We start from the raw sequence: 24,038 nt of genomic DNA on the forward strand, positions 1-24,038 counted from the left end.
GGCTTACATCCCCATCGGCGGTGGGCCGTTGTGGCTGCTGCCGCTAGCGGCCGTCGCGCTGGCTTCGCCTACCACCACCTGCTCGCCCTCACGCAAGCCACTCAGTACCTGGGCGTGGACATTGTTGTTCAGGCCTATGCTGACCTGGCGTTGTTGCACGCTGCCATCGGGCTGCAACACGCGCACCGCATAGCGACCATTCTTGCCGGCCGCACCCAGCGCATTGGCTGGTACGGCCAGCGCAGCCTTGACCTGGCTGAGCACCACGGTAACCTGCGCCGTCATGTTGATGCGCAGCTTGTGCTGCGGATTGGGCACATCAAACAGACCGTAGTAATAGATGGCAGTGGACGATGAAGAGCTGCTGGAACTGCTGCTGGTCGACGTAGAGCTGGTGCTGCTGTCACTGGAGTCGCTATAGGACTGCGGTGCCGGATCGACCGAACGCAAGCTGGCCTGATAACGGCGGTCTGGCTCACCCAGTATGGTGAAGTACACCGGCATGCCAGGCTTGACCCTCACCACATCGCCTTCCGAGATTTCCGACTTCACCGTCACCGTGTCCAGCTGTGCCAGCTTGACGATGGTGGGGGTGGACTGGCTGGCATTCACCGTCTGCCCCTCTTCCACCGACAAGGCCACCACCACGCCATCGATGGGCGCAACAATGCGGGTATAGCCCAGATTGAGCTGGGCCGTTTTCAGGCTGATGCGTGCCTGTTGCAGCTGTGCCTGCAGCTGCTGGGCATCGGCATCGGCGCCATCCATTGCTGCCTTGGCACTATCGTAGCTTTCGCGCGAGGTGGCCTGCTGCCCCAGCATCTGCTGCTGACGGGCAAAGTCCTGTCGCGCCTTGAGCAAGGCTGCCAGTTTGGACTTCAGCTGCGACTGATAGCTGCTGACCGAAGCCTGGGCATCTTCCAGTGCATTTTCCTGGGTGCGCGGGTCGATTTCGGCCAGCAAATCGCCCTGGTGCACACTCTGGCCCAGCTTGACCTTGAGCGATTTGATCTGGCCGGATACCTGGGCCCCCACGCTGACTTCACGCAGCGCCTTGATGGTGCCGGTGGCCAGCACGCTGTCTTCCAGATCAAGATGGGTGACGGTGGCCGTCAGGTAGTGATTGACTGGCTGACGCGGATAAAACAGGTAGACGGCCAGAATGAGCAGCAGCACGGCGGCAGCAATCAGGCTGCGCGTCTGCAATGAACTGAGGCGGGGCATGTAGATTGGGAATGAACAATGGTTGCTTCGATGCGGCAGTATCACGGCATGACCTGCCCGCTGCGGTTAACCACAGGTAAATAAATGTCAGGAAATGTAAGCATGCATTTAAGAAGCATGCGTTGCCGCAAGGGGTCGACTTTGGCAAAAGCAGCCCGACAGAGTAAAGTATGCCGCTTCCATGTCGCCCCTGCCCGCTGGCCGGCGGCCCATCCCGACCACCTTTTCATTACACAGGCTTCACCATGCTGCTGGCCGTCCGCCATCGTTCGCTGTTGTTCGCCCTGCTCGGGTTACTAGCCTGCCTGTGCAGCAGCCTGTCTGGCGCGACAGCCAACAATAGTCGCAACTGGCTGGCCGCCCATCGTGACTGGCGGGTTGGCGTGGTACTGCAAGCGCCGTATGCCCAGATCAATCCGCGCAACCATCTGCTGGAAGGCGCCGATGTCGAGGTCATGCTGCTGCTGGCCAACAAAATGGGCGTACAGCTGAGCTGGCATACCTTTGCCAGCCAGCAGGCGCTGGACCGCGCCGTAGAAGCCGGTACGGTAGACGTATCGCCCGGCATGCTGCAAACACCAGCCAGCCTGCATCACTGGCTGTTTTCCCAGCCCTATTTGCGGGTACCGCACAAAATTGTCGGCTTCCCCGATGGCAGCGGCAATGCGGTAGACCTGGACCGGCTATCGCTCAGCGAAAGGCTGGCGCTGGATGGCAATAGCGACGCCCTGCGCTTTGTCCGCCGCAACTATCCCGAGCTGCCGCGCGTGGAAGTGGCCAACGACCGTGCCGCCCTGCAAACCGTACAGCAGCAATACGCCGAATACGCCATTGTCGATGAGGCCCAGCTGGCCACCCTGCTCAAGGAGCCGGAATTTTCCCGCCTAGCCGTGGTGGGCGACCTGGGCTACACCCATTTGCTGCGCATCGGGGTCCGGCGTGACTGGCCGGAACTGCCCGCCGTACTCGACCGCCAGCTACAGGACATCCCCGGCAGCAGCATGGAGCAGCTGTACGCCCGCTGGATGCTGCCCAGCTATCCGCGGCTGATCGACTCGCTCACCTTCTGGCACCGGCTCAGCCTGGCGCTGCTGCTGGGCGCCTTGCTGCTGGCGGTACTGTGGAATCATCAGCGGCGGCAACGGCGCTGGGCTGAAAAACGCCTGCTGGCAGCGCGCATGGAGCTGGAAGCCCGCGATGTGGCCGAGGAGTCGCTACGGCTGACCCAGTTCTCCATCGACAACAGCACGGTGGGCATCCTGTGGGTCAACTGGGACAGCCGCATCCAGTACGCCAACCGGGCGGCGGAAACCATGCTGGGCTATCCGGCAACACAGCTGCTGCGTTTGTCGTTGCCCGAGCTGCAGCCCTCGCTGGACCACGCCCGCTGGCTGGAGCTGTGGAACCAGCTGCGCAGCAGCAAGGCAGTCAGCAGCTTTGAAACCCATTGTCTCAAGGCCGATGGCCATGTGCTGCCGGTGGGCGTCACCCTGAGCTTTCTCAAATTCGGCCGCACCGAATACCTGGTGGTGTACCTCAATGACATTACCGAACGGCAAAAAGCCCGCGCCGCTCTGGAAGAAAGCGAAGCCCGCTTCAAGGGTATGGCCAGCAATGTGCCGGGCATGGTGTTCCGGCTGGAGCGCCCGGCAGCGCAAATGCCGGTACGGCTGGCCTTTGTCAGCGATGCCAGCCAGAGCATGCTGGGCTACAGCCCGCTGGACATGATCAGCCTGCCCGAGGGCTGGCTGGATGTAGTGGCCAGCACCGACCGTGCCAGCTACCAGCAAGCCTGGCAGCAGGCCGACCAGCACAATCACGATCTGGCCTGGCAGGGCCGCATGCTGCATCAGGACGGGCAATTGCGCTGGGTAGACATCAAGGCCACGGTACGCTGCTTTGACGACGGCCATGTGGTATGGGACGGCATCGTCTGGGATATCTCCGAGAACAAACACAATGAATTGCAGCTGGCCGAATCGCGCGGCCTGCTGCGCAGCCTGTCCGCCCATCTGGAGTCGGTGCGCGAAGAAGAAAAAGCCCGCATCGCCCGCGAAGTTCACGATGAACTGGGGCAAATCCTCACCGTGCTGCGGCTGGAAACCTCGATGTGCGAACTAAGCTTCGGCCACAGCGACAGCAAGCTGGCCGAACGGCTGCAGGCGATGAAAAAGCTGATCGAGCAAACCTTCCAGATCGTGCGCGATGTCGCCACCGCACTGCGCCCGCCGGTGCTGGATGCCGGCATCGGCTCGGCCATCGAATGGCAGGCCCGCCGCTTTGAAAAGCGCAGCGGCATCCCCTGCCTGATTTCCGTACCGGACACACCCATCCCGCTCAGTGATGCCCGCGCCATCGGCGTGTTCCGCATCCTGCAGGAAGCCCTCACCAATGTCTTGCGCCATGCCGAAGCCAGCACGGTCAGCGTCGGCCTCACCTGCAACCAGGGCATGATCACCCTGAGCATTGCCGACGACGGCAAGGGCTTCAACCCGCAAGCCCACCGTCAGCTGCGCTCTTTTGGCCTGGTGGGCATTCGCGAGCGGGTGCTGCTGCTGGGCGGTGTGCTCGACATCGACAGCCAGCCAGACCAGGGCTGCACTCTCACCATCCGGCTGCCAGCCGAAGCAGGAAAGGAAAGCGCATGATCCGCGTCATCATTGCCGAAGACCACAAAATCGTCCGCGAAGGCATCAAGCAACTGGTATCGCTGGCCGAGGACATCAGCGTGGTGGGCGAAGCCACCAATGGCACCCACCTGCTGGAACAACTGCGCCAGATCCCCTGCGATGTGCTGCTGCTGGACATCTCCATGCCTGGCACCAACGGGCTGGAATCCATCCCGCGCATCCGTGCGCTGGACAATCCGCCGGCCATCCTCATGCTGTCGATGCATGACGAAGTACAGATTGCCGCCCGCGCGCTCAAGGCCGGTGCCGCCGGTTACAGCACCAAGGACAGCGATCCGGCGCTGCTGCTCACCGCCATCCGCAAGGTAGCGGGCGGTGGCCGCTACATCGACCCGCAACTGGCCGACCGCATGGTATTCGAAGTGGGACTGACCGACTCCCGCCCCGCCCATGCCCAACTGTCCGAGCGCGAATACCAGGTGTTCGAACGACTGGTTCACGGCACCAATGTCAACGAAATCGCCCAGCAGCTGAACATCAGTTCGAAGACGGTGAGCACCCACAAGGTGCGGCTGATGCAGAAACTGCAGGCGCACTCAGTGGCCGACATGGTGCGCTACGCCATCGACCACAAGCTGATCTGACCCCGCATGGCAGGCCGACAAAACCCTGTCCCTCAGCCTGCCATTGCGCTACCCTAGCCGCCTTTGTTCAATTCGCTTTCAACGCCCCCGTTTCATGCGCATTCAGGATTTTCAGCAAGCCCTTACCACCCTTGGCGCCCGCCCCTGCCACATTGGCCGGATCAACCGTGCCTGGCTGCAAGGCCTGGCGCTTGATCACGGCACCCGCCACCAGCAAAGCGAGCACTATTTCCCGCTGGCAGTACGGCAGGGCTTGCCTGCCCTCAGCCAGCAGCTGGAAGCACTGGCGCGCATCCACACCCGGCATGAGGCCGCCGATGCCTCACAACGTCTGCTGGTAGAACTGGCCGACGGCCAACTGGTGGAAAGCGTGCTGCTGCCGCGTGACGGGCTCTGCGTTTCCAGCCAGCTGGGCTGCGCAGTGGGCTGTACCTTCTGCATGACCGGCAAGTCCGGCCTGCTGCGCCAGCTGGGCAGTGCGGAGATCGTGGCGCAGGTGGTGCTGGCACGGCGTATCCGACCCGTGAAAAAGGTGGTGTTCATGGGCATGGGCGAGCCGGCACACAATCTGGACAATGTGCTGGAAGCGATAGATTTTCTCGGCAGTGAAGGCAATATCGCCCACAAGAATCTGGTGTTCTCCACCGTGGGTGACCCGCGCGTGTTCGAGCGCCTGCCGCAGCAGCGGGTAAAGCCGGCACTGGCCCTGTCCTTGCACACCACCGATGCCGAGCTGCGCGCCCGCTTGCTGCCGCGTGCGCCACGCATCAGCCCGGCCGAGCTGGTGGCACAGGGCGAACGCTATGCCCGCCAGGTAGGCTATCCCATTCAATACCAGTGGACGCTGCTGGCCGGGGTCAACGATAGCCAGCAGGAAATGGATGCCGCCATCGCCCTGCTCAGAGGCAAATATGGCGTGCTGAACCTGATTCCCTACAACAGCATGGAAGGCGACCACTACCAGCGCCCGGACGCAGCCCACATCCAGCACATGAAGCATTATCTGCATCAACACGGCGTACTGACCAAGATCCGCGATTCGGCCGGGCAGGATGTGGATGGTGGCTGCGGTCAGCTGCGCGCCCGCGCCGCCGACATCATCGACAGCAGCCGCCTGCAACGCCGCCAGCGCCAGCGCTGAAATCGTGCCGGCACCAGCCGGTCATCACATTCCTTTGACATAGCACTTTACCACTTTGCTATCATGGTTACTTTCGGCTATGCCGGCCAACCAAGATTGCAAGGAATCCCTGCGTGCGGCTTCGCTTTGAACAATGGCGTGACTTTCTCGACATGGATGCAGACAGCATCAGCACCCTGCGCGAGTTTGGCGGACTGATCCGCCCCCACATGGACCAACTGATGGATGGGGTGTATGCCTACATCCATGCCAATGCGGCGGCCAGCGCGACCTTCAGCGACCCGGCCGCCATGCAGCGCGCCCGCGCCCATCAGCTGCGCCACTGGCAGGACCACGTGTTTGCCGGCAATTTCAACCAGGACTACCTGGAAGCCACGCTGGCCATCGGCCGTACCCACCAGCAACTGGGGGTGGACCTGCGTTTTTATTCCGGTGCCTACGTGGTGGTACTCAATCAGCTGGTGGTGCTACTGGGGCAGCTGGTGCCGGATGACGAAGCCCGCCGCAGCCGTTATCTCACCGCAGTAAACCGGGCAGTGTTTCTCGACATGGGGCTGGCTACCTACGCCTACTACGACACCCTGCTCAATGCTCTGGAAGACATGGCACAGGAAGTCACCCTCAGCCTGGCCCGCGCCGGCGAATACCGTGACAACGAAACCGGCAAGCACATTACCCGCATGAGCAAGATGTGCGAGCAGATGGCGCTGGCACTGGGCAAGGACGCCACCTGGGCGCATGCCCTGCGCATGGCCAGTCCGCTGCATGACGTGGGCAAGATCGGCGTACCCGACCGCATTCTGCTCAAGCCCGGCCGCCTGGACGACAGCGAAAGCCAGATCATGCGCGAGCACCCGCGTATCGGCGGCACCATCATTCCCGAGCATCCGGCCCTGGTCATCCGTATGGCACGGCGCATTGCCCTGACCCACCATGAAAAATGGGATGGCAGCGGCTACCCTGCCGGGCTATGCGGCGAGGAAATCCCGCTGGAGGGACGCATAGCCGCCATCTGTGATGTGTACGATGCCCTGGTTTCCACCCGTCCCTACAAGCCGGCATGGACACAACAAGCCGCGCTGGATTATCTGCAGCAGCAAAGCGGCCTGCATTTCGATCCGCACCTGGTCAGCACTTTTTTGCGCATCGTGCCGGAGGTCGAAGTCATCCAGTCCCGCTACGCCGAATGCAGCAGCTAGCACACCCGGCCAACAGCGACTGACTATCACCAGCCTGTCATCGAAACATGGCAATATTGCTCATTTTGTAGCGCAGCTGGCGGGAATCCGCCCTGCGCCGGCGGCAAGCGGAGGCAAGATGCGCAACAAGGTGATTCTGGTGGTGGTGGACGGATTGGGCTGGCAGGCCGGCCATGACGGCATGGGCTATCTGCAAGGCCTGTGCGAGGCTGGCCTGGCCAGCCTGCATCAGCTGCGCTGCGAACTGCCCTCGCTCTCACGCCCCCTGTACGAATGCATTCTCACCGGTGTCCCCCCCATTGCCAGCGGCGTGGTCCATAACGATGTGGTACGGCTGTCCACCCAGCAGAGCATTTTCAGCCTGGCCCGCGCCGCCGGGCTGCGCACTGCTGCAGCGGCCTATCACTGGATCAGCGAGCTCTACAACCGTGCCCCGTATGATGCCGTGCGCGACCGCCTGACCGATGATGCAAGCCTGCCCATCCAGCATGGCCTGTTCTACCATCTGGACCACTACCCGGATGACCACCTGTATATCGATGGCGAACTGCTGCGTCGCCGCCACGACCCGGACTTTCTGCTGATTCACCCCATGGGAGTGGACGATGCCGGCCACCGCTTTGGTGGTGACAGCATGGAATACCGCAATGCCGCCCGCTACCATGACAAGCTGCTGTCGCAGTATCTGCCGCAATGGCTGGCCGAGGACTATCAGGTACTGGTCACCAGCGACCACGGCATGAATGCCGACCACACTCACGGCGGCATCCTGCCGGAAGAGCGGCTGGTGCCGCTGTATCTGCTGGGCAGTCGTTTCAACCATACCAGTACGGCACGGGTTCGCCAGATCGAGCTCTGCGGGCTGATGGCCAGCCTGCTGGGGATAGCCCACGACAAACCGGACAACAGTGCCGTCCTGCGCCAGCCTGACTAGGCGCGGCTTACAAAAGCCTTTGCCGCGTTGCGCCTCCCTGCCCTTCAACGCGTACAGTGCACGTCAGGGCGCTGACTCCGGCGACACCAGGTATTGTGTTAGCCGCGCAGGATGCAGTTTAGGATCCGCACGACGCGGCGATACTGCCTTGCCATGCCCTGAAAATGTTGGTGAAGGCATGTCCATGCAGGATTTCACGCGCCCTGGCCTTGCCTGTCTGCTGGATCGCCGGGGTTATGAAAACGCGCCGAGGCAGCACGCTGCTGGTTTACCTTGCCCATACTCAGCAAAATGCCGATACTGAAACGGCAATTTGCCGAAAATGGAGTCTGCCATGGAAGCCAGCCGCTTTACCCCACGCAACAAGACGCTGCCGCTACCGCTGCGGCGCAAGGGTGGCCTGCAACTGGACGGCTTATCAAAACTACTGGGCCAGCCGCTGCACACCGAGCTGGAGCTGGCCAACTCGGTGGCCGACGGGCTCTCCACTACCTTGATCACCAATCTGGGCAAGGCCGGGCTCAATCGCAGTGAACTGAGCTTTGTCATCCCCGAGCGCACCCTCAGTCACCGCATCCGCAAGGGCGAGCAGCTCAGCCGTGACGAATCCGAACGCGGCGTGCGGCTGGCCAACCTGCTGCTGCTGGCCGAACAAGTGCTGGGCGAACAGGAGATTGCCACCGCCTGGCTACGCCAGCCGCTGCAGCGCTTCGATGGCGCCTCGCCGCTGGATACCGCCCGCACCGAACAGGGCGCACGGCTGGTGGAAGCCTTGCTATTGCAGATCGACGAAGGCTATGTGGCGTGATTGCCTGGCGCATCAGCAATTACGCCGACCTGCATGGCCTTGGTGGCTTGCTGGTGGGCGGCCGCTGGCATAGTGCCGGCCAGCCGGTGGTCTACCTGGCCGACCACGCTGCCAGCGCCATGCTGGAAATGCTGGTACACAGCGAACTGCCCAGCCTGCCGCCCGGCTTTCAGTTACTGAAAGTCGAGATTCCCGACCATTGTGTGATGCAGCTGGACGAAGCCGTGCTGGAGGCCGACTGGCGGCAGCACGCCGAGCTAAGCCAGGCCATGGGCGACGACTGGCTGGCCAGCGCCCCTTCCGCGGTGCTGAGCGTTCCCAGCGCGCTGGTGGTGGATGGCTGTAACTACCTGCTTAACCCGCGCCACCCGGACGCTTCTTTCTGCAAGATCGTGGACGTCATTACCGCACCACTCGACCCCAGATTGCGCAGCCGCCACCCGCCATCCGCCGCAGCTGCCAGCCATACTTAGTACCGGTTGTTGCCAGCTTGCCCGCTGTGCTAGCCATCAAGCCGCTACGCCGCATGACACGCTAAGCAGCTGAAATAACACATGATTTTTCCATCAAACAAACCCGGCTATTAAATAGGTATCACTGATAGCTGCCATAAAAATATCAAAATTCATCTGCGGCAAGCCGCTCCCTAGACTGAAGGCCCTTTCACCTTCAGGACCCGCACAATGGCCAATCACCGCCCTCTTCACGCCCTGGGCATCATCGCGCTCAGCCTGGCATTGCTCACACCAGCACAGGCCGCCAGCCTTAGCCGCGACAACGGCGCCGCCGTCGGCGACAACCAGAATTCGCAAACCGCCGGCCCCAACGGCCCGGTGATGCTGCAAGACGTACAACTGATCCAGAAACTGCAACACTTCGACCGTGAACGCATCCCCGAGCGGGTGGTACACTCGCGAGGTGCAGCGGCGCATGGTGTGTTTGAAGCCACCGCTGACATCCAGGCGCTATCCCGCGCCAAGGTCTTTGCCAAGGGCAGCAAGACCCCGGTATTCGTACGCTTTTCCACGGTAATTCACGGCCAGCACTCGCCGGAAACCCTGCGCGATCCGCGCGGATTTGCCACCAAGTTCTATACCAGTGAAGGCAACTGGGATCTGGTCGGCAACAATCTGCCAGTGTTCTTCATCCGCGACGCCATCAAGTTCCCCGACATGGTGCACTCGCTCAAACCGTCGCCGGATAGCAATCTGCAAGACCCCAACCGCTTCTTCGACTTCTTTGCCCACCAGCCGGAAGCCACCCACATGCTCACCCGGCTGTACTCCGACTACGGCATCCCCAAGGGCTATCAGTACATGGACGGCAATAGCGTCCATGCCTGGAAGCTGGTGAATGCCCAGGGGCGTTACGTGTATGTGAAATTCCGCTGGGCCAGCCGCCAGGGCCAGCACAACCTGACCATGCAGCAGGCTGCCGCCATCCAGGCCAAGGATTTCAGCCACGCCAGCCGCGAGTTGATGCAGGCCATCAAGCACAAGCACTACCCACAATGGGACCTGTACATCCAGGTGATGCAGCCGGAAGACATGGCCAAGCTCGACTACAACCCGCTGGACGCGACCAAGATCTGGACCGATGTGCCGGAGCGCAAGATCGGCACCATGACGCTCAACCGCAACCCGGCCAATATCTTCCAGGAAACCGAGCAAAGCGCCTTTGCGCCGTCCAACCTGGTGCCGGGCATCGAGCCTTCGGAAGATCGCCTGCTGCAAGGTCGCATCTTCTCCTACGCCGACACCCAGCTGCACCGCGTGGGGACCAACGGCCTGCAATTGCCGATCAACCGCCCACAAGCAGCCGTAGACAACAACAATCAGGATGGAGCAATGAATGGCGGCCAGCGCCAGGGAAGCGTCAATTACGAGCCTAGCCGCCAGGGCGGCCTGCAACAGGATGCCAGCGCCCGCTACAGCCAGTTGCCGCTGTCCGGCAGCACCCAGCAGGCTAGCATCACCAAAACGCTGAACTTCCGCCAGGCCGGCGAGTTCTACCGCAGCCTGAACAAGCAGGAGCAGGCCAATCTCATCGCCAACCTCGCGGCCGACCTGGGACAAGTCAGCAATACAGCCACCCGCAACACCATGCTGTCTTACTTCTACAAGGCAGACAGCGGCTATGGCCAGGCCATCAGCAAGGCGCTGAATGCCAATGTGGCCGACATCGCCAAGCTGGCCGCCCAGTTGCACGAGTAAGCGCTCTACGTGGCTGCTGCCCTTGGGCTGGCGGCCACGGTCCGACATGGCTATAGTCGCAGCATGATTTTCCTGCGCACCCCCCTGCTGGAACTGGCCGGCATCCAGGCCTCGGCTGCCGGCTTTCCCAAGCACACCCACGACGAATACGTCATCAGCGTCAATCTGGGCGGGCTGGAAGAGGTATGGCTGGATGGCAAGCGCTTTGAAGTACAACCGGACATGCTCACCGTCTACCCACCGGCTGCGGTGCAGGCCAGCCGCAGCCTGAGCGGCGAAGACTGGCAATGCCTGTCGCTCTATGTAGCACCGGCGGCCTTCCCCGCCTATTTCGACTGCCTGCCACCGGATCTGCCCAGCCGGCTACCGCGACCCGACCTCGCCGCGGCGCTGCGCCAGCTGGCCACACAGGACACCAGCCTGCGCGAAGAAGCCGTCATCGCCCTGCTCGCCCGCCTGCCACGGCAACAATCAAGCCCCTCCGACAACGCCAGCAGCAACGGCAGCCTGCTGGTGCGGCGGGTACAGCAACAACTGCTGGATGATCTGTCACAGCCGCTAACCCTGGAGGTGCTGGCGCAGCAAGCCGGCATCACCCCGGCCCATCTGGTGCGCCGCTTCCATCAGGCTTGCGGCCTGCCACCACTAGCCTGGCAAATGCAGCAGCGCATGGCTGAAGCCCGCCGCCAATTGCGTGCGGGCCAGAGCATCATCGAAGTAGCGCTGGCCACCGGCTTTGCCGATCAGGCGCACTTCAGCAAGACATTCAGCCGCTTTTGCGGCATGACACCGGGCCGCTACCGCCAGATCAATTTTTGACAAGACGCGCTCGCCGCCATGCCGGTATCATCCGCCATCATTATTAATGCGGATGTGCTGTCATGCTGGCCATTGCCACCAAGGGTTTTTTACTGTCGGTATCGCTGTGCCTGGATATCGGCATCGTCAATGCCGCCCTGATCAACACCGGGCTGCGCAAGGGCTTGCGCCCGGCGCTGATGATGGGCCTGGGTTCCTGTTTTGGTGACCTGTTCTACGCCCTGCTGTCCTTGCTGGGCATGTCGCTGCTGTTCGGCTTTACCCCGGTGCGCTGGGTGATGTGGCTGGGCGGCGGCAGCGTACTGCTGTGGCTGACCTGGAAAATGGCCCGTTCGGCCTGGCAGGAGTTTTACCACCCCACCACCAAGGACAGCGGCAACGGTACGGATGATGGCCAACAGCGCAGCACGGCGGCGGAGTTCTGGCGCGGCCTGCTGATGGCGCTGGCCTCGCCTTCCTCGCTGCTGTGGTTTGCCGCAGTAGGCGGCAGCATCATTGCCCAGTCCACCGATGGCAGCTCGCTGGCAGCCAGCGTGTTTCTGGGCGGATTTTTCCTTGGCGGCCTCGCCTGGTCGTCCTTTCTGGCTTGGCTGGCCAGCCATGGCCAGAAGCTGGTGGGCCACCGCCTGCTGCTGTACTGCAATGCTGCATCGGCCGCCCTGTTTGCCTACCTGGCACTGGGCGTCATCGTGCACGGCTACCAGACCTTGCTATAACAGAGCCATCTGCCACCCCCGCGAGCCACTGCCATGTTGCGACTCCTACGCCTGCGGTTGTTGTTGCTGTTCCTGCTGGGACTGATCGCCAGCACTGCCCTCGCCGACAGCCCCAAACCGGTGTTTGGCGTGGTACTGATGCACGGCAAGGGCGGCAGCCCGGACAAGCATGTCGCCGGGCTGGCCAGCGCGCTGCGGCAACAAGGCGTACTGGTGGCCAATCTGGAAATGCCGTGGTCGGGCCGGCGAGAATACGATGCCGATGTCGCCAGCGCGGTGAATCAGGTGAATGGCGCGTTAGAAAGCCTGCGCAGCCAGGGTGCGCGCAAGCTGGTGGTGGCCGGCCACAGCCAGGGCGGCTTGTTTGCGCTATATCTGGCCAGCCGGCTCCGGTTGGATGGCGTGATTGCCATTGCGCCGGGCGGCAATGTGGCAGCCGGCATGCTGCACGAGCGGCTGGCCGATTCCGTGGCCAGTGCCCGCAGCCTGCTGGCCGCTGGCCATGGCGAGGAAAAAACCCGGCTGGCGGATTTTGAAGGCAGCAAGGGGCTCTACCCGATCACCACCACGCCGCGCATCTATCTGGACTGGTTCGACCCGGATGGGGCGATGAACCAGGACAAGGCCGTGCAGCAGCTGCCGGCCAGCCTGCCGGTACTGTATATCTCGCCGGAAGGCGATTACCCCGCCCTGCAGCGAGTGCGCCAGCGCATGTTCGACGCCCTGCCGGCCAATCCGGCCAGCCAGTTGCTGATTCCGCCGGGCAGCCATCTGCAGGCACCGACTGCCGCGATACCCGGCATTATCGACTGGCTGGGCCGCATCGCAGGCGACTGAAGCTCAGCCGCCAACCACCGACAGCGCCGACAGGCCCACACCACCGGCGCGCGCCACCCTGATCTGCACCGCAATACGCTCCTTCATGCCTTCCACATGGCTGATCACACCTATCATCTTGCCACTGGCATTGAGGCTATCCAGCGCATCCAGCGCAATCTCCAGCGTTTCGGCATCCAGCGTGCCAAAACCCTCGTCCAGGAACAGCGAATCGATGGATGTCTTGTGACTGACCAGATCGGACAGCGCCAAAGCCAACGCCAGGCTGACCAGAAAACTCTCGCCACCCGACAGGGTGCGGGTATCACGGCAGACATCGGCCTGCCAGCTGTCGACGATTTCCAGTTCCAGCTCGCCCTCCGCCTTGCGCCGTAGCTGGTAGCGCCCCTGCAGGCGCGCCAGCTGACGGTTGGCCAGATACACCAGATGATCCAGTGTCAGCCCCTGGGCAAAACGGCGGAACTTGTCGCCCTTGGCCGAGCCGATCAGCCCGTCCAGCCGTTGCCATAGCTCGCTGTCGGCCTGCTGACGGGCAATCTGTCCCAGCAAGGTCTGCAAACCTTCACGACGCTGGGCATCGCTATCCAGCAGAGCCTGCAGCGCCCCGCTCTGGGCGCTCAATTGCTGGCGTTCGTCATCCAGCGTGGCCTGCTGTGCCTGCAACTCGTCCAGCGTCAGCGGGCTGATTGCGGCAGCTTGCAGCTCGACCTGGCGGGTATTGGCCGCCTGCAACAAGGCTTCGGCCTGTTGCAGCGACCGGTCCAGGGCCTGCTGCATGGCTTGCAGGGCCGTGCGCTCACTCTCCGGCAGACAGGCGGCAGCAAAGGCAGCCTCGTCGGCAAAGGGGCTGTGCTGCAAGGCCTGTTGCCATTGCTGCGCGGCCTCCGCCAGTTGCAGCCCTTGCTGGCGCGCATCGTCGGCTACTTGCTGTTGCTGGCCTTGTAACTGCGCCAGCGTGGCGGCCAGCTGTTGCCGCTGCTGCTGGCAGGCTTCCAGCTGCACCACGGTTGCAGCAAGGTCCTCGGCAAGAGGGCTGAGGGATGGCGATGGCTCAGGCAAAGCCAATTGCTGCCAGTATTGCTGCCACTCCTGGCCCTGGGCCTCGGCCTGTGCCGCCTGCACCTCCAGCCGTGCCAGTTGCTGTTCCAGCCGCTGCATGGCTTGCTGTTGCTGCTGCCAGGCTTGCCATTGCTGTTCGCAATCAGCCAGCCAACGAGCGGGATCGTCCGGCATGGCATGGCCGGCCACAGCCAGCGACTGCTGCAAGGCTTGCCACTGCGTCTGCGCATCTGCGCCCTGTCCCGCCACTTGTGCATCGGCCTGCGCCCATTGCTGCTGCAAGCTGGCGGCGGCCTGTTGCAACAAGGCCTGCTCGGCCTGAGCCGCCTGCCACTGCTGCTGCGCCTGCTGACTGGCTTGCAAGGCCTGCTGCCAATGACGCGCGGCAGCTTCGGCCTGCAGCAGTTGCTGCTGCAGCTGCTCTTGTTGCTGCAAGGCTGCCTGGGCGGCCTGGGCCAGCGCTTCCGGCTGCTGCCACTCTTCCGCATCAACCCCCAGTGCAACAGCCAGCGGCTGCCATTGCTGCCAATACTGCTGCTGACTGGCCTGTTGCGCCTCCGCTTGCTGCTGCAGGTTGTCCAGCTGCTGTTGCAGGGCAGCCAATTCCACATTGGCTTGCTGGCCTTGTGCCTGCAGCTTGTCCAGCGCCTGCTGTTTGTCCTGCACCGCCTGACGCGCCGCCGTGGCATCCACGGCCTGATAGTGCTGCACCAGCGGATGGCTGGCAGAGCCACATAGCGGACAGGGCTGACCCGGCTGCAGTAGGGCGCGCTGGGCTTCCAGGTCCTGGATGCGCAGCTCCAGCTCCAGCAGGCGCTGCTTGTCCGCCAATTGCTCCTGTAGTTCGCGATACTGGCTGCGCAGCGTAGCCAGCGCCGCCGTGCGTTGTGGCAGCAGCGCCTGTTGCTGTGCCAATGTCTGCTGCAAGCGTTGCCCGGCCTGCCAGCCTTGCTGCAACTGCCCGGCTGACAAAATGGCTTGCTGCCACTGCTGGCTGGTTTGCTGGGCGGCCTGCCACTGCTGGCGCAGGCTGACAACATCCTGTTGCCGACTGGCTGCGCCAGCGCTCTGCTCGGCCTGCTGTGCTTGCAGAAAATCGCTCTCAGCTTGCTGACAGACAAGGGCTTGCGCCGACAAGCGCTGCTGCCCTTCTGCCAGTGCCGTGGCCAACTGCTCACGCTGTTGCGCGGCCTGCGCCATGTCCTGCCGCATACGGGCATGCTGGGCAAACTGGCTACGCCAGAGCGGCAGATACTCCCCCAGCCGCGCCAGTTGTGGCTGGGCCTGCTGCTGGGCTTGCCACTGCTGCCATTGCTGCCGCGCCTGTGCCTGCTGCCTGCCCAAGAGGGCTAGCTGCTGACGGGACAGCTCCACCCCTTGCCAGTTGAGCTGCTGCCATTGCTGCCAGCTGTGCTGATAGCGTGCATTCACTGTCTGCAGGGCCGCTTCTGTGCTGGCCAGCCGCTGCTGCTGGCTTTGCCAGTGCTGATACAGCGGCGCAATGCGCTGCGCCGGCTCGCTGGCGGCCAGTTGCTGCAATTGCGGCGCGGCCTGGGTAATGGCGGCCTGCGCCTGCTCCAGTTGCAGGCTGGTAGCCTGCTGTTGCTGCTGTGCCTGCACCTGTTGCTGCCGCCATTGCAGGGCCAGGCCAAGCTGTTGCTGCTGCCCGGCCAGCGTGTGCTGTTGCTGCTGCAGCGCAGTCAGTTGCTGTTGCATGGCGTTGCGCTGTGCTTCGTCCAACAGCTCTACCCCACCGGCCTGCGCCTGCAATTGCTGCAGCGCCTGACGGCTGTCTCGCGCCTGCTCGAACACGCGCTGGGAAATCTGGCCGTATAGCTCGGTGCCGGTCAGCTCCTCCAACAGTTCGGCCCGCTCATTGGGGCTGGCATTGAGAAAAGCCGCAAAACCACCCTGTGCCAGCAACATGGACTTGGTGAAACGGGCAAAATCCAGCCCGGTAATGGCAGCAATACGCTTGAGCTTGTCCGTGCTGTGGGTGGTAAGAATGGTGCCGTCTCCATCGGCCAGCTCCACCCGCGCCTGCTGCAAGGCGCCGTCGGCCTTGTCACGCGCCCGCCGCTGACTCCAGAAGGCGCGGTAAACCTTGCCCTTGACCTCGAACTCCACCTCGGCCAGGCAATCGGCGGTGTGGCGGGTCATGATGTCGTTGCTGCTGGCGGAAATAGTCTTCAGCCGTGGGGTTTCGTGATAGAGCGCCAGGCAGATGGCGTCCAACAGTGTGGATTTGCCGGCCCCGGTGGGGCCGGTAATGGCAAACAGGCCGTTGTCGCGAAACGGAGCCTGGGTAAAGTCGATCTTCCACTCGCCCTTGAGCGAATTCAGGTTCTTCAGGCGCAGGGTGAGGATTTTCATGCCTGCTCCTCCTGCAAGGCAGTCAACACCTGCCCATAGCGCTGGCGCAGGTCGGCTGCGAGTGCGTCATCCATTTCTTCCAGCGCCAGCCGGCGCTCGAACACCTCTTGCGGGCTCAGCTCGTCCAGCGTACTGCGTTCTGCCTGCAGCGTGGCGGATTGCTGGCTGCGGGCGCGGCGCAGGCGCAGCAGCTCGGCTGGCTGACCGTCCAGCAAGCTCTGGATGCGGGTTTGCAGATCGGACAGATAGTCATCGCCCTCCACCACCACTTCCAGCCACAGCACCTGTCCCTGCTCGATGGCCGTGATGGCGGCGGGGATGCTGCGCTGCAGCTGGGCCAGCGTGCCACGCAGGCTGCACAAGGGCTGGAAGCATGGCACGGCCAGCGGGCTGATGCGGGTAATGGCGGCGCCATCCAGCTCCAGCAGCAACATCTGCTTGCTTTGCCCCAGTTCATCAAAACTCAGCGCCAGCGGTGAGCCGCTATAGCGGATATGTGACTGGGCGCCTGCCTGTTGCGGACGGTGGATATGGCCTAGCGCGATGTAATCGAACGGTGGAAAGGCATTGGTGGGGAAGGCATCCAGCGCGCCGACATAAATATCACGCACCGATTCGCTGCTGCTGGCACCCACGGTAGTGAGGTGACCGCTCGCCAGAATGGGCAGTGGCAAACCCAGGCGACTGCGCTCTTGCACGGCCAACTGATACAGGGCCTGATAATGCGCAGCGATGGCCTGCTGCAGGCCCTGCTGTTTTTCTTCGGCGCTCTGGCCGGCCTGGCTTTGCATCACATCGCGGGCGCGGATGAAGGGGACGGCGCACAACAAGGCTGCGGGCTGGCCCGCCTTGTCGCGCAGTGTCAGCAGCTGCTGTGACAAATCCTCCGCCACCGCCGGCACCACAGTGCAGCCCAGATAAGCCAGCAGCGGCCGGCTTTCTTCCAGCGTGGCCACCGAGTCGTGATTGCCACCCAGCAATACCAGTTGGCAAGCGGCCTCATGCAGCCGCACCACCAACTGGTTGTACAGTTCCCGTGCGTAACTGGGCGGCGCACCGGTGTCGAAGATGTCACCGGCCAGCAGCACCGCATCGATAGACTGCTGTGTCACTTGCAATAGCAGCCAGTCGATCAGGGCCTGATGTTCCGCCTGCCGGCTACGGCCCATGAAGTGCTGGCCCAGATGCCAGTCCGAAGTGTGAAGAATGCGCATGCCATCACTCATCAAGAGAAGTAGCGCGCATTCTAGCAAGCCCGGCGCCGGCCTGCCTGTCCGGACTGGTGAGGCGGGCTACTCGGCGGGCATCGGCACGGGTGCGGCGGCGGTCGCTGCGGGTGCGGCCGGAGCCTCTGCTGGCGACTCGCCACCCAGCAAGCCTGCCATGGCCGGCAGCGGGTGGCCATTCAGGCTGGCACCATCCCGATTGAAGCTGAAGTCGGCATTCAGCCGCTGGCCGTTGTCACTCAGCCAGCCTTGCTGCACGGCGCTGTGAATGCCGGCCTCCAGCATCTGGGCCGATTGCGCATTCGCCGCGGTACCAGACATTTGCGCCACCAAATCGCTCAGCAAACCGCGATCCAGCTCCAGCTTGGCCTTGCCGCTTAGCCGCTCGTGCAGCAAGAGCTGAATGTTTTGCACTGCCAATTCGCCGGCAGGCATGCCATTGCCGTCGAAACGCAGCTCCATGCTGCTGCGCAGCCCGCCCTTGTCGGTCTGGAAGCCCAGCTGGTCGATACGTATGGCCGGCGAACTGGCCAGCAAGCTGCTGGCACTCTTGAGCATGGCCTCGCCAGCCGCCTGCTCGAGTGCTGCATTGCTTGTATTGTCAGCACGGGCGTAAAACTGGCCTAGCTGATGCTGCCAGTCGGCATAGCCTTGCTTGTTGATATTTAGATAGGAAAAATCCATGCGCACTTCCTTCAGCGCCAGCGCATGGTTGACAAGGCCAAACTGTCCCTTCGTTATCCGGCTGTGATAGCTCATATCCATCGTGCTGCCCTTATCCTGAATCGCAGCCTCAAGGGCAAGCCCATCCAGCCGGGCCAGCGAGGTCTTGTTGAGCAAGACCTCCAGCGATTCCAGCTTTTGCTGACTATCCATCTGCCAACTGTCCTTGGCGCTGACCGCATTGGCTCCATGCCCTTCCATCTGCAGATTATTGGCCAGCAGCTGTAGTTCGCTGCCGGGAGCAGAGCGCAGCGGGCCACTCATATTGAGAGCAGCCAAGGACAGCTTGTATTGCAAGGGTGTGCCTTCTTCCGTACTGATATTGGCCAGCAAGTTGCGCACGCCAACTGCGTTGCCCTCAGCGCCCTTCCATTGCAGATCGGCCGCTTTCAGCGTGGTATCCGTCCGTCCCAGAAAAGTCTTGATGCTGTATGCCTCCAAGGCCAGCGCTGCGCCACTGGCTGCGCCTTTGGCATCCAGCGGCGTGATGGTGTAATCAGTACGCGCCCAACGCAGGAAGGGAATGGCGAACTGATTAACCTGATAGTCCACAGCAAAACGCAGCAGCTGCCCGGCCAATGGCAGGCTGTAACTGACCCGTGCGCTGGAACTGAACCAGCCGCGCTCATAGGCATCCATCTTCACCGTCAGCGGCAGCAGCGTAGTTTGCTGCAGCTTGTCGATATCCTGGCGGATCTTTTCTTCGCTACGCACCCCGACCAGACCGGGCACAACCAGCACCCAGCCCAAGACGACAGTCGAGGCTACGAGTACAGCCACTTTCCTTGTTTGCATTCTTAACTCCACCGTGTGCCGCCCATGGATATACAGTTTTAGCCTGCGTAACCGGGCAGTTCAAAAATATCATTCAGAGATAACAAACCATTTATTCATCAAAAATTTCAGCTTAATTCAGCCATGCCCAGCCGATAGCACAGCACCGCCATCGCGCCAGCACCCATACCATACCGGGCCAGACAATACCCCGATAGTCGCGAGGAACAGCAAGATGAAACCACTGCGAAATTACCTGCTGGCGAGCTTGCTCGCCGTCCTGCTTTCATGTTTGGCGGCACCAGCAGCCGCCGCACCCGCCTCCAGCCAGACCGAAGCAGCCTTTGCACCCGACCCGGCAGCACTGGGGCTGGTATTGAAGGCGATACAGAGCGCGCGTTGGTCGATTCATGTCGCTGCCTATGTATTCACCAGCAAACCGGTGGCACAGGCCTTGCTGACAGCACAGCGCGCCGGCATAGAAGTTGCCGTGGTGGCCGATGGCAAGGAGAACAGCGGCCGTTACAGCGCCACCCGCTTTCTGGCCGACCAGCACATACCCGTACGACTGAATGCGCGCTACGCCATCTTCCACAATAAATTCATGATCATCGACGCCATGCATGTACAAACCGGCAGCTTCAACTACACCGCGGCAGCCGCCAGCAAGAATGCGGAGAATGTACTGGTCGTGTGGAATGCGCCGGAACTGGCCGCGCGCTACGAACAACAGTGGCAAAGGCTATGGCAGGAGGCCGAGACCCTGGCAGATGCAACGAGAAATGATTAGAGCCAATCAAGGCCGGTCGCAGTCAGCTGCCACGTTTGCTGCGGCAGCGAGAATGACTGCCGCCTGACACACCTGACAGTACTCGCCATGCAGATTGGCCAGGCTCATGTCATGCACCTCGCCAGCAGTGCGCCACCGGCCCGACCAATCGGCACGGCCAAACGTGAAGCAGGCATCCTCCACCAGATACACGGTGTAACCCAGATTGCCAGCCATGCGCACGGTCGCTTCCACCGAATTGCTGGTGGCCACGCCCAGCACCACCAGAGTTGAGCAGCCCATGGCGGCAAGCTGTGCTTGCAGATCGGTACCGATAAAAGCCGAATTGGTTTGCTTGGCCAGTACCCACTCACCCGGCAAGGGCGCAACTTCCGGCTTGAAGGCATGGCCGGACTGGCCAGGGCGGTAAGTCGATTCGGCTTGCGGTGAATCGTGCCGGACGTGGCATAGCGGGCGTCGCTGGCTGCGCCAGCGCGCCAACAACTGTGCGGCGACAATTTCGGCTTGCGGATTATTGCGCTCACCCCAGCTGGGATCATCCACCGCCTGCTGCATGTCGATCAGCAGCAATACGGTATTGGCGGGAAATGGTGGTAAGGTGGAGGCAGACATGGCTAATTGGCAAAATGATTAATACAACAGCATAGCAGAGCACCCACTCACTGTATTTGCCTGGCGCTAAAATGCAAACAACCCACCGGACCTGAGTCGGGTGGGTTGTTGTCTGCCTGACTAGCTGTCAGCAGCTTTTACAAGCCGCCGCTACTAGACATGACAATCAGCAATTACAGCGGCTGAATGTTGGTAGCAGCCGGGCCTTTTTGACCCATGGCCTTGGTGTAGCTAACTTTCTGGCCATCATGCAGCGACTTGAAGCCGTCTACCTTGATTTCGGAGAAGTGAGCGAACAGGTCATCACCGCCGGCGTCCGGAGTGATGAAACCAAAGCCTTTAGCGTCATTGAAGAATTTAACGGTGCCGGTTTCCATAATACATCCCTAACAAAATAAAATTTAAACTGGGCAAAAGCCCGGAAACAAGAAATTCAAGCAATCGACATTTGAACAATTAGGCAACTCTTTTGGAGGGACGCACACTGTAACGAAATAGGCACAAAACTTGAAATCTTGCAGGACCGTTATACGCACCTTGTTCCATGCGGTCAAACATTATCTGTCAAATCGGCAAAATAATTTCGGCGCAGACCATGGCATATTCATATATATGACGAAATTATTGATGCCTGAGATAAAAGCAGCATCGACGGATAGGAGTCGCCAGCATTTGTAAGGGCAACACCAGGCAGGAAGATCAGTACCGGGCGGCCAGCGCTTGCTCCGACTGCAATGCCGCTCGCAGGAATTCCAGCCAGACCCGCAGCTTGGCCTGCTGCGGCTGAGCCGGCGGATACAGTGCATAGATGTCGGCCGGCTCCGACTGCCAGTCTGGCAACACACGCTGCAACTGCCCACTGCGCAATAGCTCACCCACATCCCACCACGAGCGCAGCACCAGCCCCAGACCCTGCCTGGCCCACTGCACCGCAGTTTCGCCATCATTACTGGACAAGGGGCCGCGCACCTTGACCGTTTCTTCCCGCTCGCCCTGCTGCAGCACCCAGCTACCGTGGGTGTCGTGATTTTCGCGAATCACGATGCAATCATGCCGCAACAAATCACGCGGCTGCGTGATCGGCGGACGACCGGCCAGATAGGCTGGTGCTGCACACAGCACTCGGCGGTTGCGCAGCAACAGGCTGGCATGCAGCCGCGCATCCGGCGGCTGCCCAAAGCGGATGGCCACATCAAAGCCTTCTTGCCGGCGCGGTGGACGGTCGCTCAACTGCAGCTCGACCTCCAGCCGCGGGTAATGGCGGGCAAAGTCCGCCAGCAAGGGCGCAATATGGCGGCGACCAAAACCGAAACTGGCATTCACACGCAGCAGGCCGTGCGGCTGATTCGGATCGCCGCGCACCCGCCCTTCCAGCTCGGCGATTTCTGCCAGCAGGCGGCGCGCCTCGGCCAGATACAACTGCCCGGCATCGGTCATGTGCAATGACCGGGTAGTCCGCCGCAGCAGGACGATACCAAGCCGCGCCTCCAGCTCCTGCAGGCGGCGGCTGATTACTGGTGGCGTGACACCCAGCTGCCTGGCGGTAGCCACCATGCTGCCGCACTGGTTCAGCTGCAGGAAAAACTCCAGATCAGACACCGCATTCATTATTACGCTCATCTTAATAATGGTTTAGTTGAAACTGAATTATAGCTGCCAATTCACCTAGTAAACTGTGACACCAACAATCAATGATGGAGCTTGCAATGCTGGGGCAGATACTGGAAGCACTCGCCCTTGGCGGCCTGCTGGGTGGCATTGGCGGCCTGCTGGGCATCGGTGGCGGCATTCTCGCCATACCGGTTCTGGTCATGCTGTACGGCATGAACCAGGCGCTGGCACAGGGCACGGCACTGGTGATGATGACGCCCAATGTGCTGATCGGCTTCTGGCGCTACCGCCAGCGCAACCCCTTTCCCTTGCGAACAGCGCTGCTGATCGGCCTCTGTTCGGTAATCAGCACCTACCCGGCCGCCCGGCTTGCCGTCAACATGGACGCCGGCCTGCTCAAGCAGTGCTTTGCGGCATTTCTGCTATTGCTGGCGGCCTACTTCCTGCTGGACAGCCGGCTGCGCCAGGCTGCCGGGCGGCCAGCCTGGCCAGAAACCTTGCTACCGCTGGTCGGCGTAGTGGGCGGCCTGTTTGCCGGCCTGTTCAGCGTGGGGGCCGGCATCGTCGCCGCGCCGATTCTGGTCAAAGGCTTTGGCAAAAAACAGGCGGTAGCCCAGGGGCTGGCGCTGGCGCTCGTGGTGCCTGGGGCGGTGGTGGCGCTGTGGACTTACGGCCGCGCCGGCCACATCGACTGGCAGCTGGGGCTGCCGATGGCTCTGGGGGGTGTCTGTACTGTTTCGCAAGGCGTGGCGTGGGCGCACCGGCTACCAGAAAGCCGGCTGAAACAACTGTTTGCGCTGATGCTGATCGTCACCGCACTGCTGATGTCACGACACACCTGAGTTACTTGCCGTAAAACCGCTTTTGTTTTGCCGGACGGATCTCTATCATCCGTCCATCTTTCCTGCATGGCCGCCATCATGATTACCCTGCACCACCTGAACAATTCCCGCTCGCAACGCGTCATCTGGCTGCTGGAAGAATTGCAGCTGCCCTACCAGATCAAGCACTACCAGCGTGACGCCCGCAGCATGCTGGCGCCGGCCGCCCTGAAAGCCGTGCACCCGCTGGGCAAATCGCCGGTGATCAGCGACGACGACATCGTGGTGGCCGAATCTGGCGCCATCATTGAATACCTGGTGGAAAAATATGGTGCCGGCCGTCTGAAACCGGCGGCCGACAGCAAGGCACTGCTGGACTATCGCTACTGGCTGCACTATGCCGAAGGCTCGGCCATGCCGCCGCTGCTGATGAACCTGGTATTTTCCCGCCTGGCCCAGCCGCCCATGCCCGCCCTGCTGCGCCCACTGGCGCGGCTGATTGCCAAGGGGGTACACAGCAATTACCTGAACCCGCAGCTGCAACTGCACTTTGACCATATCGAACAGCAACTGGCGCAAAACGACTGGTTTGCCGGCAAGGATTTCACTGCCGCCGACATCCAGATGAGTTTTCCGCTGGAAGCAGCCAGCCACACTGGCATCCTGAGCGCCCGTCACCAGCACATCAAGGCCTTCCTGTCCGCCATCCATGCCCGACCGGCCTACCAGGCCGCGCTGCAACAGGGCGGCCCCTACGATTTTGCCTGAGCAGGAAAACAAGCGACCACAACAGCCGGGGGCTTGACGCAGAAAATCAGCTTCGCTATCATGCCGCTCTCTTTTGGAGGGGTTACCCCAGCGGTCAACGGGTCCGGACTGTAAAT

At 61.9% G+C, this 24,038-nt stretch carries 21 protein-coding genes; 14 read left to right on the top strand and 7 right to left on the bottom strand.

The features are described from left to right. Nucleotides 1–3: 3 nt before the first annotated feature. A complete protein-coding gene (locus EAY64_RS05720) occupies nt 4–1,224 on the bottom strand; it encodes an efflux RND transporter periplasmic adaptor subunit (RefSeq protein WP_103523824.1) in 1,221 nt (406 codons plus the stop codon). 245 nt (nt 1,225–1,469) lie between these two features. On the opposite strand from EAY64_RS05720, the gene EAY64_RS05725 reads away from it, so the two are divergent. The 11 genes from EAY64_RS05725 to EAY64_RS05775 all read left to right on the top strand — a co-directional run bounded on the left by EAY64_RS05725 (nt 1,470) and on the right by EAY64_RS05775 (nt 13,165). After that, a complete protein-coding gene (locus EAY64_RS05725; RefSeq protein WP_103523825.1) occupies nt 1,470–3,872 on the top strand; it encodes a PAS domain-containing sensor histidine kinase in 2,403 nt (800 codons plus the stop codon). Beyond that, a complete protein-coding gene (locus EAY64_RS05730) occupies nt 3,869–4,498 on the top strand; it encodes a response regulator (protein ID WP_103523826.1) in 630 nt (209 codons plus the stop codon). The genes EAY64_RS05725 and EAY64_RS05730 overlap by 4 nt, the downstream gene beginning before the upstream one ends. Before the next feature lie 94 nt (nt 4,499–4,592). Further along, the gene (locus tag EAY64_RS05735) at nt 4,593–5,639 is read left to right on the top strand and encodes an RNA methyltransferase (RefSeq protein WP_103523827.1); all 1,047 of its coding nucleotides are present in this window, start codon (nt 4,593–4,595) and stop codon (nt 5,637–5,639) included. Between the two features lie 113 nt (nt 5,640–5,752). Further along, nucleotides 5,753–6,838, top strand: a complete 1,086-nt coding sequence (locus EAY64_RS05740) for an HD domain-containing phosphohydrolase (protein WP_103523828.1) — start codon at nt 5,753–5,755, stop codon at nt 6,836–6,838. A 118-nt stretch (nt 6,839–6,956) separates the two neighbouring features. Next, entirely contained in the window at nt 6,957–7,772 is an 816-nt protein-coding gene (locus tag EAY64_RS05745; RefSeq protein ID WP_103523829.1) for an alkaline phosphatase family protein, read from the top strand. Between the two features lie 334 nt (nt 7,773–8,106). Beyond that, complete coding sequence (locus tag EAY64_RS05750; protein WP_158604615.1) at nt 8,107–8,580, top strand: Xre family toxin-antitoxin system antitoxin; 474 nt, start codon at nt 8,107–8,109, stop codon at nt 8,578–8,580. Then, nucleotides 8,577–9,053 (top strand): RES family NAD+ phosphorylase, encoded by a 477-nt coding sequence (locus EAY64_RS05755; protein WP_103523831.1) that lies wholly within the window; start codon nt 8,577–8,579, stop codon nt 9,051–9,053. Before EAY64_RS05750 ends, EAY64_RS05755 begins: the two co-directional genes overlap by 4 nt. A gap of 210 nt (nt 9,054–9,263) precedes the next feature. After that, nucleotides 9,264–10,793 (top strand): catalase, encoded by a 1,530-nt coding sequence (locus EAY64_RS05760; RefSeq protein ID WP_103523832.1) that lies wholly within the window; start codon nt 9,264–9,266, stop codon nt 10,791–10,793. Between the two features lie 9 nt (nt 10,794–10,802). Further along, a complete protein-coding gene (locus EAY64_RS05765; protein ID WP_158604616.1) occupies nt 10,803–11,612 on the top strand; it encodes an AraC family transcriptional regulator in 810 nt (269 codons plus the stop codon). A gap of 62 nt (nt 11,613–11,674) precedes the next feature. After that, the gene (locus tag EAY64_RS05770) at nt 11,675–12,328 is read left to right on the top strand and encodes a LysE family translocator (RefSeq protein ID WP_103523834.1); all 654 of its coding nucleotides are present in this window, start codon (nt 11,675–11,677) and stop codon (nt 12,326–12,328) included. 33 nt (nt 12,329–12,361) lie between these two features. Continuing rightward, on the top strand, nt 12,362–13,165 hold the full coding sequence (locus EAY64_RS05775) for an alpha/beta hydrolase (protein WP_103523835.1): 804 nt from the start codon (nt 12,362–12,364) through the stop codon (nt 13,163–13,165). Between the two features lie 3 nt (nt 13,166–13,168). Here the strand turns inward: EAY64_RS05775 and EAY64_RS05780 are convergent, their stop codons facing one another. From EAY64_RS05780 to EAY64_RS05790, 3 genes are all read right to left on the bottom strand, one after another. Continuing rightward, nucleotides 13,169–16,597 carry an AAA family ATPase gene (locus tag EAY64_RS05780; RefSeq protein WP_103523836.1) on the bottom strand — a complete coding sequence of 1,143 codons (3,429 nt, stop codon included), beginning with the start codon at nt 16,595–16,597 and terminating at the stop codon, nt 13,169–13,171. Beyond that, the gene (gene sbcD, locus EAY64_RS05785) at nt 16,594–17,811 is read right to left on the bottom strand and encodes an exonuclease subunit SbcD (RefSeq protein ID WP_103523844.1); all 1,218 of its coding nucleotides are present in this window, start codon (nt 17,809–17,811) and stop codon (nt 16,594–16,596) included. Before sbcD ends, EAY64_RS05780 begins: the two co-directional genes overlap by 4 nt. A gap of 78 nt (nt 17,812–17,889) precedes the next feature. Further along, nucleotides 17,890–19,326: a DUF945 family protein gene (locus tag EAY64_RS05790; RefSeq protein WP_158604617.1), complete on the bottom strand. Its 1,437-nt coding sequence runs from the start codon at nt 19,324–19,326 to the stop codon at nt 17,890–17,892. 229 nt (nt 19,327–19,555) lie between these two features. Here EAY64_RS05790 and EAY64_RS05795 point away from each other — a divergent pair, with 229 nt between their 5' ends. Further along, a complete protein-coding gene (locus EAY64_RS05795) occupies nt 19,556–20,110 on the top strand; it encodes a phospholipase D family nuclease (protein ID WP_103523838.1) in 555 nt (184 codons plus the stop codon). A gap of 6 nt (nt 20,111–20,116) precedes the next feature. Here EAY64_RS05795 and EAY64_RS05800 read toward each other — a convergent pair whose 3' ends face one another. The 3 genes from EAY64_RS05800 to EAY64_RS05810 all read right to left on the bottom strand — a co-directional run bounded on the left by EAY64_RS05800 (nt 20,117) and on the right by EAY64_RS05810 (nt 22,330). Beyond that, nucleotides 20,117–20,722, bottom strand: coding sequence for a cysteine hydrolase family protein (locus EAY64_RS05800; RefSeq protein ID WP_103523839.1), 606 nt, complete (start codon nt 20,720–20,722; stop codon nt 20,117–20,119). Between the two features lie 173 nt (nt 20,723–20,895). Next, the gene (locus tag EAY64_RS05805) at nt 20,896–21,099 is read right to left on the bottom strand and encodes a cold-shock protein (protein WP_059287215.1); all 204 of its coding nucleotides are present in this window, start codon (nt 21,097–21,099) and stop codon (nt 20,896–20,898) included. Between the two features lie 322 nt (nt 21,100–21,421). Next, nucleotides 21,422–22,330: a LysR family transcriptional regulator gene (locus tag EAY64_RS05810; protein WP_103523840.1), complete on the bottom strand. Its 909-nt coding sequence runs from the start codon at nt 22,328–22,330 to the stop codon at nt 21,422–21,424. 83 nt (nt 22,331–22,413) lie between these two features. Here EAY64_RS05810 and EAY64_RS05815 point away from each other — a divergent pair, with 83 nt between their 5' ends. Next, on the top strand, nt 22,414–23,175 hold the full coding sequence (locus EAY64_RS05815) for a sulfite exporter TauE/SafE family protein (protein WP_226034151.1): 762 nt from the start codon (nt 22,414–22,416) through the stop codon (nt 23,173–23,175). A 78-nt stretch (nt 23,176–23,253) separates the two neighbouring features. Further along, on the top strand, nt 23,254–23,922 hold the full coding sequence (locus EAY64_RS05820) for a glutathione S-transferase family protein (protein ID WP_103523846.1): 669 nt from the start codon (nt 23,254–23,256) through the stop codon (nt 23,920–23,922). Nucleotides 23,923–24,038: the final 116 nt, after the last annotated feature.

The organism is Aquitalea palustris (genome assembly GCF_003693445.1).
GTDB classification, from domain to species: domain Bacteria; phylum Pseudomonadota; class Gammaproteobacteria; order Burkholderiales; family Chromobacteriaceae; genus Aquitalea; species Aquitalea palustris.

Bases quoted from the DNA above. Each gene is read 5' to 3' on its own strand.
- EAY64_RS05735 (WP_103523827.1), top strand. From the start codon at position 4,593: ATGCGCATTCAGGATTTTCAGCAAGCCCTTACCACCCTTGGCGCCCGC.
- sbcD (WP_103523844.1), bottom strand. From the start codon at position 17,811: ATGCGCATTCTTCACACTTCGGACTGGCATCTGGGCCAGCACTTCATG.
- EAY64_RS05730 (WP_103523826.1), top strand. From the start codon at position 3,869: ATGATCCGCGTCATCATTGCCGAAGACCACAAAATCGTCCGCGAAGGC.
- EAY64_RS05720 (WP_103523824.1), bottom strand. From the start codon at position 1,224: ATGCCCCGCCTCAGTTCATTGCAGACGCGCAGCCTGATTGCTGCCGCC.
- EAY64_RS05820 (WP_103523846.1), top strand. From the start codon at position 23,254: ATGATTACCCTGCACCACCTGAACAATTCCCGCTCGCAACGCGTCATC.
- EAY64_RS05795 (WP_103523838.1), top strand. From the start codon at position 19,556: ATGAAACCACTGCGAAATTACCTGCTGGCGAGCTTGCTCGCCGTCCTG.
- EAY64_RS05800 (WP_103523839.1), bottom strand. From the start codon at position 20,722: ATGTCTGCCTCCACCTTACCACCATTTCCCGCCAATACCGTATTGCTG.
- EAY64_RS05815 (WP_226034151.1), top strand. From the start codon at position 22,414: ATGATGGAGCTTGCAATGCTGGGGCAGATACTGGAAGCACTCGCCCTT.
- EAY64_RS05760 (WP_103523832.1), top strand. From the start codon at position 9,264: ATGGCCAATCACCGCCCTCTTCACGCCCTGGGCATCATCGCGCTCAGC.
- EAY64_RS05775 (WP_103523835.1), top strand. From the start codon at position 12,362: ATGTTGCGACTCCTACGCCTGCGGTTGTTGTTGCTGTTCCTGCTGGGA.
- EAY64_RS05725 (WP_103523825.1), top strand. From the start codon at position 1,470: ATGCTGCTGGCCGTCCGCCATCGTTCGCTGTTGTTCGCCCTGCTCGGG.
- EAY64_RS05745 (WP_103523829.1), top strand. From the start codon at position 6,957: ATGCGCAACAAGGTGATTCTGGTGGTGGTGGACGGATTGGGCTGGCAG.
- EAY64_RS05780 (WP_103523836.1), bottom strand. From the start codon at position 16,597: ATGAAAATCCTCACCCTGCGCCTGAAGAACCTGAATTCGCTCAAGGGC.
- EAY64_RS05805 (WP_059287215.1), bottom strand. From the start codon at position 21,099: ATGGAAACCGGCACCGTTAAATTCTTCAATGACGCTAAAGGCTTTGGT.
- EAY64_RS05810 (WP_103523840.1), bottom strand. From the start codon at position 22,330: ATGAATGCGGTGTCTGATCTGGAGTTTTTCCTGCAGCTGAACCAGTGC.
- EAY64_RS05770 (WP_103523834.1), top strand. From the start codon at position 11,675: ATGCTGGCCATTGCCACCAAGGGTTTTTTACTGTCGGTATCGCTGTGC.
- EAY64_RS05750 (WP_158604615.1), top strand. From the start codon at position 8,107: ATGGAAGCCAGCCGCTTTACCCCACGCAACAAGACGCTGCCGCTACCG.